This is a genomic window from Mesorhizobium sp. 1B3, assembly GCF_050958605.1.
Taxonomy (GTDB): Bacteria; Pseudomonadota; Alphaproteobacteria; order Rhizobiales; family Rhizobiaceae.
The window spans coordinates 1-15,435 of sequence record NZ_JBJHDO010000009.1; the positions used below are offsets into that span (position 1 = coordinate 1).

The 15,435-nt window shown below is 63.7% G+C and carries 15 protein-coding genes; 11 read left to right on the forward strand and 4 right to left on the reverse strand.

From position 1 onward, the window contains the following. Nucleotides 1-42: 42 nt before the first annotated feature. The 3 genes from ACCO56_RS22240 to rpsU all read right to left on the reverse strand — a co-directional run bounded on the left by ACCO56_RS22240 (nt 43) and on the right by rpsU (nt 2,564). Entirely contained in the window at nt 43-309 is a 267-nt protein-coding gene (locus tag ACCO56_RS22240; protein ID WP_433643053.1) for a DUF2277 domain-containing protein, read from the reverse strand. A 72-nt stretch (nt 310-381) separates the two neighbouring features. Then, the gene (locus tag ACCO56_RS22245; protein ID WP_433643315.1) at nt 382-2,007 is read right to left on the reverse strand and encodes a GMC family oxidoreductase; all 1,626 of its coding nucleotides are present in this window, start codon (nt 2,005-2,007) and stop codon (nt 382-384) included. A gap of 302 nt (nt 2,008-2,309) precedes the next feature. Next, a complete protein-coding gene (rpsU, locus tag ACCO56_RS22250; protein ID WP_433643054.1) occupies nt 2,310-2,564 on the reverse strand; it encodes a 30S ribosomal protein S21 in 255 nt (84 codons plus the stop codon). A gap of 490 nt (nt 2,565-3,054) precedes the next feature. Here rpsU and ACCO56_RS22255 point away from each other — a divergent pair, with 490 nt between their 5' ends. From ACCO56_RS22255 to ACCO56_RS22265, 3 genes are all read left to right on the forward strand, one after another. Then, entirely contained in the window at nt 3,055-5,010 is a 1,956-nt protein-coding gene (locus ACCO56_RS22255) for an MOSC N-terminal beta barrel domain-containing protein (protein ID WP_433643055.1), read from the forward strand. Between the two features lie 40 nt (nt 5,011-5,050). After that, nucleotides 5,051-6,199, forward strand: coding sequence for a serine hydrolase domain-containing protein (locus ACCO56_RS22260; protein WP_433643056.1), 1,149 nt, complete (start codon nt 5,051-5,053; stop codon nt 6,197-6,199). A 268-nt stretch (nt 6,200-6,467) separates the two neighbouring features. Continuing rightward, nucleotides 6,468-7,451, forward strand: coding sequence for a glycerophosphodiester phosphodiesterase family protein (locus ACCO56_RS22265; RefSeq protein ID WP_433643057.1), 984 nt, complete (start codon nt 6,468-6,470; stop codon nt 7,449-7,451). Between the two features lie 28 nt (nt 7,452-7,479). On the opposite strand, the gene ACCO56_RS22270 is transcribed toward ACCO56_RS22265, so the two are convergent. Continuing rightward, the gene (locus ACCO56_RS22270; protein ID WP_433643058.1) at nt 7,480-8,517 is read right to left on the reverse strand and encodes a serine hydrolase domain-containing protein; all 1,038 of its coding nucleotides are present in this window, start codon (nt 8,515-8,517) and stop codon (nt 7,480-7,482) included. A 159-nt stretch (nt 8,518-8,676) separates the two neighbouring features. On the opposite strand from ACCO56_RS22270, the gene ACCO56_RS22275 reads away from it, so the two are divergent. From ACCO56_RS22275 to ACCO56_RS22310, 8 genes are all read left to right on the forward strand, one after another. Next, on the forward strand, nt 8,677-9,513 hold the full coding sequence (locus tag ACCO56_RS22275; protein WP_433643059.1) for a sugar phosphate isomerase/epimerase family protein: 837 nt from the start codon (nt 8,677-8,679) through the stop codon (nt 9,511-9,513). Between the two features lie 6 nt (nt 9,514-9,519). Further along, on the forward strand, nt 9,520-10,167 hold the full coding sequence (locus ACCO56_RS22280) for a TetR family transcriptional regulator (protein WP_433643060.1): 648 nt from the start codon (nt 9,520-9,522) through the stop codon (nt 10,165-10,167). Nucleotides 10,168-10,245: 78 nt separating this feature from the next. Beyond that, the gene (locus ACCO56_RS22285; RefSeq protein ID WP_433643061.1) at nt 10,246-11,139 is read left to right on the forward strand and encodes a sugar phosphate isomerase/epimerase family protein; all 894 of its coding nucleotides are present in this window, start codon (nt 10,246-10,248) and stop codon (nt 11,137-11,139) included. A gap of 80 nt (nt 11,140-11,219) precedes the next feature. Beyond that, nucleotides 11,220-12,299: an NAD-dependent epimerase/dehydratase family protein gene (locus ACCO56_RS22290; RefSeq protein ID WP_433643062.1), complete on the forward strand. Its 1,080-nt coding sequence runs from the start codon at nt 11,220-11,222 to the stop codon at nt 12,297-12,299. Between the two features lie 10 nt (nt 12,300-12,309). Next, nucleotides 12,310-13,362 carry a dihydrodipicolinate synthase family protein gene (locus tag ACCO56_RS22295; protein ID WP_433643063.1) on the forward strand — a complete coding sequence of 351 codons (1,053 nt, stop codon included), beginning with the start codon at nt 12,310-12,312 and terminating at the stop codon, nt 13,360-13,362. A 7-nt stretch (nt 13,363-13,369) separates the two neighbouring features. Then, nucleotides 13,370-14,140 carry an ABC transporter permease gene (locus ACCO56_RS22300; RefSeq protein WP_433643064.1) on the forward strand — a complete coding sequence of 257 codons (771 nt, stop codon included), beginning with the start codon at nt 13,370-13,372 and terminating at the stop codon, nt 14,138-14,140. A gap of 26 nt (nt 14,141-14,166) precedes the next feature. Next, entirely contained in the window at nt 14,167-15,168 is a 1,002-nt protein-coding gene (locus ACCO56_RS22305; RefSeq protein ID WP_433643065.1) for an ABC transporter substrate-binding protein, read from the forward strand. Then, nucleotides 15,165-15,410, forward strand: a complete 246-nt coding sequence (locus ACCO56_RS22310) for a hypothetical protein (protein ID WP_433643066.1) — start codon at nt 15,165-15,167, stop codon at nt 15,408-15,410. The genes ACCO56_RS22305 and ACCO56_RS22310 overlap by 4 nt, the downstream gene beginning before the upstream one ends. Nucleotides 15,411-15,435 lie beyond the last annotated feature (25 nt).

Genomic DNA, 15,435 nt, shown 5'->3' on the forward strand with positions numbered 1-15,435 from the left:
GCCAAATTGTCAAATAAGTCCCCAGCCTTAGCCAAGCCAGCGCTACCCGAAACGCTCGCGGGCTCTGTCGCGAGCCTTCATCGCCTCCACCTCCCGGTCCCGCGGAGGACTTGCCGTCTCCAACGCGGTGAGCAACCGGTGCGCCGTTGTCGCGATCTCATCTACGGCACGGTTGAAGGCGGTCTCATTGGCTTTTGACGGCCGGTTGAAGCCGGAGAGCTTGCGCACGAATTGCAGCGCAGCGTCGCGGATTTCATCTTCCGTGGCGGGCGGCTCGAAGTTGAAGAGCGTTCGAATGTTCCGGCACATGGGAAACTCCTGGTCACGTCGGGCTCTCGCATGACTATAGGCAATGTGGGACACATTGCCGACCCCCTCTCCCTACCTTCGATTCTCCTCCAGGATCATCGCCGCGCCCTTTTCGGCGATCATGATGGTCGGCGAGTTTGTATTGCCCGACGTGATGGCCGGCATCACCGAGGCGTCGACCACGCGCAGGCCGTCGATGCCGCGCACGCGCAGCCTCTCGTCGAGCACGGCGTTCTGGTCGTTCGCCGCGCCCATACGTGCCGTGCCGACCGGATGAAAGATGGTGGTGCCGAGATCACCGGCGGCGACAAGCATGTCCTCGTCCGAAATCACATGGGCGCCCGGGCGATATTCTTCCGGCTTGAAGGGTGCCAACGCCTGTTGCGAAACGATGCGGCGCGCCCATTTGAGCGAATCGACCGCCACGCGTCTGTCCGTATCGGTCGACAGATAGTTCGGCCGGATGTCGGGGCAGGTCGCCGCGTCCGGCGTGGCTATGTGGATGCTGCCTCGGCTGGTCGGCCTCAAATTGCAGACGCTTGCCGTGAAGGCCGGAAAGGGGTGGAGACCGGCGCCCCAATTGTCGAGCGAAAGCGGCTGGAAATGGAACTCCAGATTGGCCGTCTCATATTCGGGTGATGAGCGCACGAAGGCGCCCACCTGCGACGGCGCCATGGTGAGCGGCCCGCGCCGGCGAAAAGCATAGTCGAGCCCCATGAGCCCGCGCCGGAAAAGATTGGCGTAGGTGTCGTTCAGCGTGCGGATGCCGGACACTTTGTAGATCGGCCTGATCTGAAGATGATCCTGCAGATTTTCCCCGACGCCCGGTGCCTCGACCACCGGGGCGATACCGAGCTTTTGCAGCAGCTCCGGGTTGCCGATGCCGGAGCGTTCGAGGATGCCTGGCGAAGCGACGGCTCCCGCGGCGAGGATGATCTCGCCCCGCGCGACGGCTTTCATAGGCTGCCCGTCCCTCTGATAGACCACGGCGCACACGCGCCCGTCGGCGCACTCGACCCGGTCGACCAGCGCGCCGGTCTCCACCTTCAGGTTCGGCCGGCCCAGCGCGGGCTTGAGGAAGCCTCGCGCCGCGCTCCAGCGTCGGCCGCGCCGCTGGTTGACCTGGAAATAGGACGAACCGGAATTGTCGCCGGTATTGAAGTCGTCGACCTTGGCGATCCCGGCCTGTTCGGCGGCGTCGCGGATGCGGTCGAGGACCGGCCAGTGGATCCGCGGATGTTCGACCCGCCATTCGCCGCCCGAGCGATGCAGCGCGTTCGGTGGGTTCTCGTGGTCCTCGTGCTTGAGGAAGAACGGCAGCACGTCGTCCCAGCCCCAGCCCGTCAGGCCTTGCTGGCGCCAATTGTCGTAGTCCCGCGCCTGGCCGCGCATATAGATCATGGCGTTGATCGCAGAGGAGCCGCCGAGCACCTTGCCGCGCGGATAGGCAAGCCGGCGCCCGTTGAGGCCTGATTCGGCGGCGGTCATGAACATCCAGTCCGAGCGTGGATTGCCGATGGCGAAGAGATAGCCGACCGGTATGTGGAACCAGATCCAATTGTCCTTGCCGCCGCCTTCCAGCAACAGGACCCGATTGCGCGGATCGGCCGAGAGCCGGTTGGCGAGCACGCAGCCGGCCGAGCCCGCCCCGGCAATGATGTAGTCGAATTCTTCGCCTGCCGCGGTTCCCGCCAAGATGCTCTCCTCCTCGGATGCCGCCGCTTCTACGCGTCGGCCTCGGTCGAGCGCACCATATGCACCGGAGGGCGGTTGTGTGAAGTGGCTGATCCTCTCGGGGAGCCGCATCGAGGCCTGACGGAAACGCCGATCAGCGATCGCATATTGCCGGCGGGTCGCTTTCGAAGAAATCTACACCAGGATCTGGGCCGAGCTTCTGAGACAGCTGGAAGGTCGTCGTTCGAAATCGGGCGGCGACCGTTCTGGGTGTTGGCCAGAACGTCGGAGTGGACCGGGCGTGACGCGCCCGGTCGCGGAGAAGATCAGGCTCTGGCGGCCGGCCTGCCGGCAGGGGCCTTGCGCTTCGGTGCCGGCAGAAGGCCCTCGCGCTGGGCCTGCTTGCGCGCCAGTTTTCTGGCACGGCGCACGGCTTCCGATTTCTCGCGGGCGCGCTTCTCGGAAGGCTTCTCATAGGCGCGGCGCGCCTTCATCTCCCGGAAAACACCTTCCCGCTGCATCTTCTTCTTGAGAACGCGAAGCGCTTGGTCGACATTGTTGTCTCTTACGAGAACTTGCATTTTTTCTCCTGTCGTTATCGCTTTGCGCCGCCATCGGCGGCATTCGATCGCCGCAAAAAACGGCGGTTGCGACGCCTGTCGCTTTCAAATCAATCGAAAAATTTGGGTAAGGTGGATGTCTCTCACGAAGGGAGAGCCAAATCAGCCAAATGTACGATCGCGCTTGCGTTACCAGACAAATGCGTCCCAATTGAGGCCTAGCAATGCTGAAAAGATTCCAGGAGCCGCTGCCGCTGTGGATGGCAGAATGTGTCGCTGTTTTCAGGCTTTTGGCTCCATAGGGAGGGCCTCGGTTAAATCCATTTGCGCGATCTGCGATCGCAATCTGCCGAGGGCTTGTCGATGCCGGGCGCATTCTTCTCGGCGGGAGGCTTCCTCGATGCCACCGCGGTCCGAAATGGTGCTACCGGGCCGGGACCCGCATTGCACCCTGGCTGTCCGGTCGTGCATGCTACGTCCCTGAGCATTGTTCCGGATCGTCAGTCGCAACATGTCGGAAGCCACTTTTCGCCTGAAGAGCCTCCATGTCTACCCGCTGAAGTCGGGGGCCGGGCTCGCTGTCGAAACGGCTCGGCTGGAGCCCGAAGGCCTGGCCGGCGACCGGCGCATGATGGTCGTCGATGCCAGCGGTACCTGCCTCACCGCGCGCGCGGCGCCAAGGCTCATGCAGGTCCGCGCGCATCGCGACGGCGACGAGGTCGTGCTCGCGGCCCCCGGCATGGCTGCCCTGGTCTTCGCTCGGAGCGACCTCGAGCGGACGAACAACGTCACTATCTGGGGCGATCACGTGGTTGCGCTGGACGCGGGCGACGCGGTCGCCGCATGGCTGTCCGCGTTCCTGGACCGGCCATGCCGTCTCGTGGTGAAGGGGCGCGAGACGCATCGGCCGCTCGGCCTGGCGCCCGGTGGGACGGTCAGCTTCGCCGATACAGCTCCGTTGCTTATGACCAATGTCGCTTCGCTCGCCGATCTCAACCGGTTCCTCGACGACGAGGTCGAGATGGCGCGGTTCCGGCCGAATGTCGTCGTCTCAGGCCCGCAGGCGTATGACGAGGACGGCTGGGGACAGGTGCGCATCGGAGAGGTCGAATTCGAGGTTGCGGGAGGGTGCGATCGCTGCGTGATGACAACGCTCGATCCGCGCAGCGGCGAGGCACGGCCCGACCACGAACCGCTTGCCACGCTCGGCCGTCAGCGACGAGGCCCGGATGGCAAGGCTTATTTCGGCCAGTATTTGATTCCCCGCACGCTGGGCCGGCTCGTAGTGGGCGACGCCATCGAAGTCCTGTCGCGCAAGCCGGCCATGTCAGTCGCCCCCGGCACGGCCTCGCCCGTGACGCGTCTTCCCTCGACGGCAGGTTCAGCCGCCCAAGGCGGAAGCCGCGAGCGGCAACTCCGCTGCGTGGCAGTCATCGACGAGACGCATGATTTCCGTACCTTTCGTTTCGCTGTGGAGCCGTTCGTCGATTACAAGCCCGGTCAGTTCATCACGTTGCTTCTCGATATCGACGGCCGCGTCGTGCGCCGCAATTACACGATCTCGTCGTCTCCTTCACGTCCGCACCATGTCTCCGTGACGGTGAAGCGACTCCGAGGCGGGCATGTGTCGAACTGGCTGCACGATACGCTGAAGGTGGGCGACACCATCCGCTCCCTCGGAACCAACGGGCGGTTCCATCTTGCCGCGGCCCGAGGAGCCGATCGTCTGCTGATGCTGTCGGCCGGCAGCGGGATCACGCCGATGATGTCGATGCTTCGTTTCGTGGCCGACACCGACCTGCCAGTGGATATCGTCTTCCATCACAGCGTGCGTACCGAGCGCGATGTTTCCTTCATCGAGGAGTTGCGGCTTCTGCGTCGGCAGATGGGGTCCCGGCTGCAGATGTCCTGGAACCTTACGGGATGCGACGCGAAGGCTGCTGCGGCTTTCGCGTCCGCCACCACCGGAGACGATGCGCCCAGGGTTTTCACGGGAAGGCTCGACGCCGACATGTTGCGGATCGCCTGCCCGGATCTTGCTGATCGCGCGGTGTTTTGCTGCGGGCCGGACGGCTTTCGCGGCAAGGCGCGGGAGATTTTGGAGGCGTGGCAGCCCGCGCCGAAGCACGCCTTTCTCGAAGAGACTTTCGGACCAGACCGGTCGGCCGAGCCCTTGCCGGAAATCGGCGCCTACAGCGTAATCTTTCGCAAGAGCAACAAGCAGGTTTCCGGCGAAGGCACGGTGACGGTTCTGGAGCTTGCGCGCCAGGTGGGCCTCGCGCTGCCGGCCGATTGCGAGGCGGGCATCTGCGGCACCTGCCGGTGCAGGCTGGTTTCGGGCGATTGGCGCATCGCTTCGAACTCCGCCGATCGCGGCCGGACAGTGCTGTCGGAGGAGGAAGAACGGGAGGGCTATATCCTCGCTTGTTCCACCAACCCCATCGGCGATGTCGTCGTCGATTTGTAGTCCGAGCCATTCTCGTTCCATCAGAAGCAGGAAGCCGACAATGATCAATGCCATTTCCATGCGTGCTGAAATCAACCTGGCGAACTGGCGGACGCGACCCTATTCCGGCTGGTCGTTCCAGAACGCGAGGGAACTCGTGCCTTCCGCCGTGATCCCGGGCAAGCGCATTGCCGAGGAGCCGGCACCAGGGCTTGGCGCGCTTGGCGATCTGGTCGTCCACGACAATGCCGGGAAGGTGCGCAAGCTCACGGAATTCCTGGCCGAGAACAGCACCGATGCTTTTGTGGTGATGCGGAGCGGCAAGATCGTGGGAGAATGGTTCGGCGCGGAATGCGACCCGGCAAAGCCCCATATGGTCTTCTCGATCTCCAAATCCATGACCGGCCTCCTCGCCGGCATCCTGGTCGGCCAGGGCGCGCTGTCGCTCGACGATGTCGCGGCGAAATACGTGCCCGAAGCGGCGGCCTCGGCTTACGGCGACGCGTCGATCCGCGACCTGCTCAACATGCAGGTCAGCCTCGACTTCGAGGAATCCTATCTGGACAAGACCGGCGCGTTCGACCGTTACCGGCGCGCCATGTTGTGGAATCCGGAACGGGCAGACGAGCCGACTCCGGACCTCAAGACCTTCCTCTGCAACCTGCCCAAAGCGTCGCATCCTCATGGCACGAGGCATGCGTACCGCTCGCCCAATGTCGACATGGCGGCACTGGTGCTGGAACGCGCGGCCGGCGAACGTTACGCCGATCTGATGAGCCGGCTGCTCTGGATTCCGATGGGCGCCCACAGCGATGCCGAGATCACCGTCGATCGGATGGGCAATCCGCGTGCCTCGGGCGGCATCTCCATGACCGCGCGCGACCTGGCCCGGGTCGGGGAACTGGTACGCACCGGCGGCAACGGCATCGTGCCGTCTGACTGGATCACCGACATCTGGTCCGGTGGCGACCGCGAGATCTGGGCGGCGGGCGACCAGGGCTATGCCTATCCGGGCGGCAGCTATCGCTACTACTGGTATGATACGGGCACGGGTGCGCTGGCCGGCCTCGGCATTCACGGGCAGTGGCTGTGGATCGACCCCGCCACCGAGACGGTAATTGTCCGGCAATCGTCGGAGAACGACCCGATCAACGACGAGATGGATCAGACCGTCATCAAGGTCATGAAGGCGGTCGCGGCCTTTTCATGACGTCGCGCCTGCGGCCAAGCCTTCGCTTTCTTTCCCCGGGGCGAAGGCTTCGATCATGCTCTACCGCGTTTTCCTGGAATGCGCGTGCTGCATGAGATGCGAGGCGCCGTCGCGTATGTCGCGAACGATGGCGGCTCGCGCCTTCGGGCCGAACGGTTGCAGGCTCGACGAGATCCATTTGCCGCCTTTGCACCCAGAAATGAGGCAAGGTTATTGACTTGTTCTCCGTTCCCAGGACATCCGGCCCCCACAGCCGAAAGGACCGTCGATGCGGCGAAAGCTGAAACCTGTTTTGCTACTGGCGCTCGCCTTTGGGCTTTTCGTCTATTTCGCCAATTCCAACCTCTTCGTGGCAGGCGAGCATGGCGACCCAATACTGCTCGCTCATCGCGGCGTGGCCCAGCGGTTCGATGCCGCGTCGATGGACGGCGAGGCGTGTTCGGCCTCCCGCATCGCGCCGCCCACCCATGACTATCTCGAGAACACGATCCGCTCGATGCGCGCTGCCTTCGCGGCCGGCGCCGACCTCGTCGAATTCGATGTCCATCCGACAACCGACGGGCAATTCGCGGTCTTCCACGACTGGACGCTGGACTGCCGCACGGATGGTCATGGCGTCACGCGCGAGCACAGCATGACGGATCTCCGGGCGCTCGACATCGGGTACGGCTATACGGCGGATGGCGGCAAGACGTTTCCATTCCGCGAAAAGGGGCGCGGCCTGATGCCGACCCTGGACGAGGTGCTCGCGACCTTCCCCGACCGTCGTTTCCTGATCAACGTGAAAAGCAACGACGCGAACGAAGGAACGAAGCTTGCTGCCGTGCTTGCGCGGTTCCCGCCCGAGCGACGCGTGCTTCTCGTGCCCTACGGCGGAGATCGCCCGATCGATGAAATCCGACGCCTGCTGCCCGATATGAAGATCGTCTCGCGCGGCTCACTCAAGGCGTGCCTGCTTCGGTATGTCGGCTATGGCTGGACGGGCCTCGTCCCGAAAGCTTGCAGGAACCTCGTATTGCTGGTTCCGACGAATGTCGCGCCCTGGCTTTGGGGATGGCCGGATCGGTTCCTGGCCCGCATGAGATCTGCCGATAGCGAAGTGTTCGTTGTCGCGCCGTGGAGCGGCGGCGCAACGGCCGGCATCGACACCCCGGAGGAATTGGGGAGCTTGCCAGAAGGTTACTCGGGAGGCATCTGGACGAACGCGATCGAGGTAATCGGTCCGATGGTGAAGGATGAGGTCGGCGGGTAAATCTTGCCCAAATGAACTTCAGCAGGCGTTAATTCTGGGCTTGGAAGGCGACCTGGGTGGCGATGATCGCGGCCAGCAGATCGTGCAAGGCGTCGCGGTAGCCGTTGCGGGCGGAGGGATTGTCCTCGTCCGAGGTCATGACGACGGTGAGGCCGATCGCCGGTGCGATATAGAGCATCTGTCCGCCGTAGCCCCAGGCATATTTCACGTCCTGTCCTGCGATATTGCGCAGGAACCAGCCATAACCGTAGCCGTCGCCATTGAACTGGGACGTCGTCCGCTGCTGCCAGGACGCGGCGATCCATTCGGGCGAAAGCAGTTGCTTGCCATCCGGCATCCTGCCGTTGTTGCGGTAGAGCTCGCCGAAAGCCAGCAGGGATCTGGCGCTCATCGCCATCTGGTTTCCGCCGAGATAGATGCCCTGTGGGTCCCGCTCCCAGCCGCCGATGGCGAAATTGGGCAGAGGGCCCAGCCATTCCCGTGCAAGCTCACGGGTCGAGCGGCCGCTGCGCCGCGTCAGGATCGCCGACAGGAGGTGTGTCGAGCCGGTGGAGTAGAGCATCCGACCGCCGGGTTCGTCGACGAAGGGCTGGGCGAGGGCGGCACGCACCCAATTGTTGCTTGCCACCCACCGACCATAATTCGGCCCGGAGGTGCGATCGAGCCCGGCCTGCATGGAGAGCAGGTTTCCGATGGTGATGTCCTGGAGCCGGGGATCGGCCTCGGGAGGGAGATCGGCCCGAAGCAGCGGCGCGATCCTCTGGTCCGGTCCCTCGAGCAGCCCCTTCTCGATGGCGATCCCGACCAGCGCTGACATCACCGTCTTCGATGCGGACTTGATGTTGGTCGGCGTCGTCACCTTGTTGTCGCGATAACCTCGCTCGGCAAGCACGACGCCGTCGCGGGCAACCAGCACAGTTTTCAGCGCGCCGAGCTCCCCTGCTCTGTCGAGAACTTGCGGCAATGTCGGTTGCGGCGCCGCGGGCGGGGCGGTGATGTCCTGGGCACGTGCCGCGAGCGGCAGCACAAAGAGCGATATCAGGGAAAGAAAGATACGTCGGTTCATGATGCCGAGCTAACGCATCGACGCGGCAGAATCGTGAATCGTCTGCCGAACCGGAAGCAACTCACGGTGATTTGACCCATTTCCACACAATCGCTGCCGATGGATGACGGCGGCGACGGATTGTGACATCCATGGCGGCCGGTCGCCGGGGAGAGCCTGATGTCTATTCCGATCAACCTCTGCAACGAAGTGATCCGCGAACTGGATTTCCGCGCCCAATGCGCTTTCACGCGCGCGGTCGGTTATGACGGGCTGGAGATCGCGCCCTTCACTCTGGGAGCCTCACCTCATGATTTGCCGAAATCCGTGATTCGCGAAACCCGAGCCACGGCGGAGGGCGAGGGCATGGCAATCGCGGGCTTGCATTGGCTGCTTGCAGCGCCGGATGGCCTTTCGATCACCAGCGCCGACGATGCGGTCTGGCGCCGCACGGTCGATGTCGGGCGCCGACTTGTAGTCCTCTGCGCCGAGCTCGGCGGGCGCTATCTCGTCCACGGCTCGCCGGGACAGCGCCGGCTCGAAGCTGGATGCGAGACCGAAGGACGCGACCGTGCCGTCGCCTACTTCGCGGCTGTGGCCGCCGAGGCGGAGAAGGCAGGAGTGGCCTATCTCATCGAGCCGCTGGCCAGGCAGGACACAGCCTTCATCAACTCCGTGGACGAAGCGCTCGATATCGTCCAAGGGGTCGGCTCGCCGGCGCTGGGAGCGATGATCGATTGTTACGCGACGGCTGCGGATGGCGGGGACATCGCGGCGCTCTTGAGGCAATGGCTGCCGCACAATGCAGTGGGTCATGTCCACTTCAACGATTCCAATCGGCGCGGCCCCGGCGAGGGGAATCTCGCCTTTGCGCCCATCGTCCACGCGCTCCGGGAATTCGGCTATCGCGGCGCGATCGGCATCGAGCCTTTCGTGTACGAACCCGACGGCATGGCTTGCGCTGCCCGTGCGATCGGTTATGTCCGGGGGCTCATGGAGGGGCATGGAGCGCATTAGGATAAGATGTCGACGACAAGAGAGCCGATCGCGGCCAAGCGACCACGCAACCCGGAAGCCACCAAGGCCTCCATCCTGGCGGCCGCGCGTGCCGAATTCGCCGAACGCGGACTCGATGGCGGGCGCGTCGACAGCATCGCCAGGCGGGCCGGCGCCAACAAGCAGCTCGTCTATTATTATTTCGGGAGCAAGGACGAGATATACAGGGCGGCGCTCGAAGCTTCCTATGCCGATATCCGCAGCCTCGAACGTGAGCTCGACCTGGCCGCCCTGCCGCCGCGCGAGGCGATGATAAGGCTGATCGACTTCTCGCTCGACTACCTTGCCCAGCACCGCGAATTCATCCGGATGCTCGCCGACGAGAATGCCCATGGCGCCCGCCATGTGCGGAACTCGGATGCTGCCCGTCAGACCAATTCGCCGCTGCTCGAGATGATCGCCGAGACGCTGAGGCGCGGCGAGAAGGAAGGCATCTTCCGGACGGGCGTCGACCCGCTCGAGCTCTATGTCTCGATCGCCGGCATGACCTTCTTCTACTTCGCCAATGGTCTCACCATGTCGGCCATTTTCGGCCGCGACCTCACGCAGCCCGAGGCGATCTCCTCCTATCGAGACCACATCGTCAGCTTCACCCTCGCCGGCCTGCGCCCATAAGCTATCAACCATACGGTTGAAACTTTCCCGATTCTGCCGTTAATTCACCGCCCGAAAGATAGAGCGGGGGATGCAGGCATGATTCCAAGCATCGTGACGGACGAACTATCCGGCGATCCGGAAACGGCGTTCGAACTCGGTCTCGAATGGGGTGTCGACCGCTTCGAATTGCGCGGCATCCATGACGGGCGCGTGCCCCGTCTCGATCGGCACGCCCGGCAGCGCCTGCTGCGCGCCGTGCGTGGCTTCGGTGTGACGATCACGGCTATCTCGCCGGGCCTCTTCAAATGTCCTTTTCCCGCCGGGGAGCCGGCGCGCTCCAATCTCGGCTGGATGGACAAAGGCTTCTTCCAGAACTGGGAGGAGGCGCGATCGCTGGTCGAGGACCACAGGCGCAACCTGCTGCCTGCGTCGATCGATTTCGCCAGGGAGGTGGGCGCGAAATTCATCATCGCCTTCAGTTTCAGCCGCAACGGCGCGGCTAGCGGTGAGGCTCCCGCCGGTGTGATCGAGCTGCTGTCCGAGGCAGCGGCAGCGGCTGATGCTGCCGGGCTGGAACTGCTGGTCGAGACCGAAGAAGGCCATTGGGCGGATACTGGCGCGAGATCGGCTGCCTTGGTGGAGCGCGCCGCCAAGCCGAGCCTCGCCATCAATTGGGATCCGGCCAACGCTCTCATCGATGGCGACGTTCCCTATCCTCAGGGGTATGCGGCCCTCAAGCATCTCGTCCGCAATGTCCATTTCAAGGATGCCCGGGTCTATCCCGACGGATCCTGGGAACTGCTCGCGCAGGGCGATGTGGATTGGGCCGGCCAGATCGCCGCGCTCGCGGCAGACGGCTACGAGGGTGCGATTGCCGTGGAGCCGCACCTGTCGCCTTCAGTCGCCTCGACGCGCAATGCGCTGGCTCGCCTGCGGTCGCTGATCGAAGACGCGAAAGCACGTCCGTCGACGGTCGGGAAAAAATCTTGAACAGGTTTCAACCAAATGGTTGAAACCTCGCGAGAGTCGCGATAGCGTCGGATCGACAAGGCAAGCAGGGGAGTGGGGCGATGCAGCCAGCCGCGGTCAAGGCGCCGGTGGTGGACGAGGGAAGCAAAGGGCGGTCCGCCCTGCCCCAGCGTTTCGACAGCATCGAGCAGCTCGATGATTTCCTGACGCGGCCGAGCGACGCTCTCGTTGAAGACCTCGAGAGGCTTGACGGCGACATCATGCTTCTGGGCGTCGGCGGCAAGATGGGCCCCACACTGGCGAAGCTTGCCCGCAATGCCGCGCCTTCCAAGCGTATCATCGGCGTCGCCCGGTTCAGCGAGGCAGGCCTGCGCGAGCGTCTCGAGGGCTGGGGCGTCGAGACGATCTCCGCCGACCTGCTCGACGAGGCGCAGGTGAGCTCGCTGCCCAAGGTGAAGAACGTCGTCTATATGGCCGGCCGCAAGTTCGGCTCGAGCGACAACCAGGCGCTGACTTGGGCCATGAACGTACACAGCCCGGCGATCGTCGCTTCCGCTTTTCGGGAGTCGCGCATCGTCGCTTTCTCCACGGGCAACATTTATCCGTTGGTCGACGTCATGCACCAGGGCGCGCTGGAAACCACGCCGCCCGGACCGCGCGGTGAATATGCTCAGTCCTGTCTCGGTCGGGAGCGGATGTTCGAATATTTCTCGGACAAGTACGGAACGCCCGGGCGTCTTTTCCGGCTGAACTACGCGATCGACCTGCGCTACGGCGTACTCCACGACCTGGCGAGCCGCGTCAAGGCCGGCACGCCGATCGATCTTTCGCTGATGGGTAACGTCAACGTCATATGGCAGGGCGACGCCAATGCCCAGGCGCTACGCTGCCTGCTCCATTGCACGACGCCGACCTCGCCCATCAACATCAGCGGGCCGGAGACGCTCTCGGTCCGCTGGCTGGCCGAGGAGCTCGGCGCCCGCATGGACGTCAAGCCCAATCTCGTCGGTGCGGAATCGCAGACCGCCTGGCTCACCAACACCGCGGAAGCGGCCAAGCTCTTCGGCTATCCCGAGGTGCCGCTCGGTGCCATGCTCGACTGGGTCGCGGATTGGGTGGCGCGCGATCAGCTCAGCTTCAACAAGCCGACGAAATACGAAGTCCGCGATGGCGGCTTCTGAGATTGGAACGATGACCGCCGACTCCCGATCCCCAGCGCTCGCCCTTCTCAAGCAAGGCACCGTGATCCCGGCTCATCCGCTGGCGCTCGATGCCTCGCGCCGGCTCGACCGCCGCCGCCAGAGGGCGCTGGCACGTTACTACATCGATGCCGGCGCGGGCGGTCTTGCCGTCGGCGTCCACACCACCCAGTTCGCCATCCGTGAAGCCGGCCTCTATGAGGAGGTCCTGTCGCTGGCCACCGAGACGGCGGCGAGCTGGACGGATCGCCGGCTTGCCATGGTCGCGGGGCTCGCCGGGCCGACGAAGCAGGCGGTCGCGGAGGCGAAGACGGCCGTGCGGCTCGGTTACGATGCCGGCCTGCTCAGCCTCGCAGCGCTGAAGGGCAGCGATCACGACGCGCTGATAGAGCATTGCGAGGCGGTGGCGCGCGAGATCCCGCTTGTCGGCTTCTATCTGCAGCCGGCCGTCGGCGGGCTTGACCTCGACGCGCGCTTCTGGGCGCGTTTTGCAGCGATCGACAATGTCGTCGCCATAAAGGTCGCGCCGTTCAATCGTTATCGCACCATCGAAGTCATCCGCGGGGTGGTCGAGGCCGGCGCGGATCGCCGCGTCTCGCTCTACACCGGCAATGACGACCACATCGTTCTCGACCTCGTGACGCCTTTCACCGTCATGCGCGAGGGCAAACCGGTGACCGTCCGCTTCGTCGGCGGGCTGCTCGGCCACTGGTCCGTATGGACCAAGGGGGCGGTGGAGATTTTCGAGCGCTGCCGCCGGGCGGCCGCATCCGAGGCGGTTTCCGCAGAGCTGCTGGCGCTGGACAGCCGGGTCACCGATTGCAACAGCGCCTTCTTCGACGTCGCCAACAATTTCCATGGCTGCATCGCCGGCTGCCACGAAGTGCTGCGCCGGCAAGGCCTGCTCGAAGGGATCTGGTGCCTCGATCCGAACGAGGGACTGAGCCCAGGCCAGAAGGAAGAGATCGACCGTGTGTTGGAGCTGCATGCCGATCTCGCCGACGACGCTTTCGTGGCGGCCAATCTGGAGCGCTGGCTGGGATAGGGCAGTCATGAACAAGCTTTCCGGCAAGATCCTCGAACTTATTCCGGCCACGCTCATGTTCGTGGCCGTTATCGTGCTCTGGCAGCTCGCCGTTTCGGTCTTCGGCGTGCGCGAATATCTGCTGCCGAGCCCCGGCTCGGTTGTCGCCTCGATGTTCGGCGGCGGCATCGATTGGGTCGGCCACATCTGGGTCACGGCCGTGGCGATCTTCGGCGCCTTCCTGCTTGCGACGGTGGCCGGCGTGCTGCTCGGCACGATGATCGCATGGTCGAACACCATGGCCCGAGCGCTGATGCCGTTCCTGGTCTTCGTGAACACGCTGCCGAAAGTGGCGGTGGCACCGCTTTTCCTGCTCTGGCTAGGCTACGGCATCCTGCCCAATATGCTGATCGGCGCCTTGATCGGCTTCTTCCCGGTCGTCATCAACACCGCAGTGGGATTGAGCCAGATCGACAACGACATGCTGGATCTCGGCCGCGTCTTCAGCGCGCCGAAATGGAAGATCTTTGCCAAGATCCGCATCCCCAACGCCTATCCCTACATTCTGAGCGCCTTGAAGGTGACCGCCACCTCGGCGGTGGTCGGCGCGATCGTTGGCGAGTTCGTCGCCTCGCAGCGCGGCCTCGGCTACGTGATCATCACCAGCCAGAGCAGCATGAACACGCCGCTCGCCTTTGCCGCGCTCGTCTGGATCTCGGTGCTCGGATTGCTCCTTTTCGGCGCTGTCGCCCTCATGTCGCGCGTGCTGGCACCGTGGGCCGAAGGTCAGGAAAGATAATAAACGACGACAATGGGAGATTTGGAATGATCAGGAAGCTTATCTCGACGGCGGCATTGCTCGCAGCTCTCGCGCTGCCCGGCGCGGCGAACGCGCAAGAGAAATTCACCTTCGCTCTCAACTGGTTTCCGGTGGGCGATCATGCCGCCTACTGGGTCGCGCTGGAGAAAGGCTACTTTGCCGAGAAGGGCCTGGACGTAACCCTGGAGAACTCGAAAGGGTCGGGCGATTCCATCGCCAAAGTCGACAGCGGTCGTGCCGATGCGGGCCTGGCCGACGCCGCCGTCATTATCGGCTCACGCGCTCGTGGCACCACGGTCAAGATAGTCGGCATGATCTTCGACAAGACGCCGATGAACGTCTTCTCCCCCAAGGACGCGCCGATCACCGAGCCCAAGCAGCTCAAGGGCAAGACCATCGCAGCCCCGCCCGGAGACAGCCAGCGCCAGATGTGGCCGGCTTTCGCCAAGGCCAACGGCATCGATGAAAGCAAGGTCACCTGGATCAATATCGAGCCGACCGCCAAGGTCGCAGCCCTCGCCGAAAAGCGTGCCGATGCCGTCTCCGACTACACGACCGGTCAACCGCTCTTCGAAAAGCCCATGGGCAAGGGCAATGTTGTGGCTCTGCCCTGGTCGCAGCACGGCTTCGACATGTATTCCATGTCGATCATGGCGAGCGAGAAGACCATGACGGAGCGCCCGGAAGTGCTGAAAGCCTTCCTCGAAGCTGCCTACAAAGGCTGGCAGGATGTGATGAAGGATCCGCAGGCTGCGCTCGCCATCTTCAAGAAGCGCGTGCCGGAGATCGACGAGACGCTTATCGGCGAGAACATGCTGCTCGGCCTCGACCTGATGGCGACCCAGCGCTACAAGGATCACGGCATCGGCTGGATGGAAGAAGCTAAGATGTGCGACTCGGTCGAACTTGTGAACACCTATATGGAGCTTCCCTCCAAGGTGGCTTGCGCGGATGTCTTCACCAACGAGTTCCTGACCAAGGTCGACATGCCGCTCGACGTGAAGTGAGCGACTGGAGCAATTTCGGGAAGGAGGACCCGGTTTTCCGTCCGGAATTGCGCAAGAAGGAGCAGTTCCAGGAAAAGTGGGAACCGGTTTTCCGTCCGGAACTGCGCAAGAAGGAGCAGTTCCAGGAAAAGTGGGAACCGGTTTTCCGTCCGGAACTGCGCAAGAAGGAGCAGTTCCAGGAAAAGTGGGAACCGGTTTTCCGTCCGGAACTGCGCAAGAAAAGAGAAAGAGCATTTCCGTGAGTCGAAGAAGAGCGGAAATGCTCTA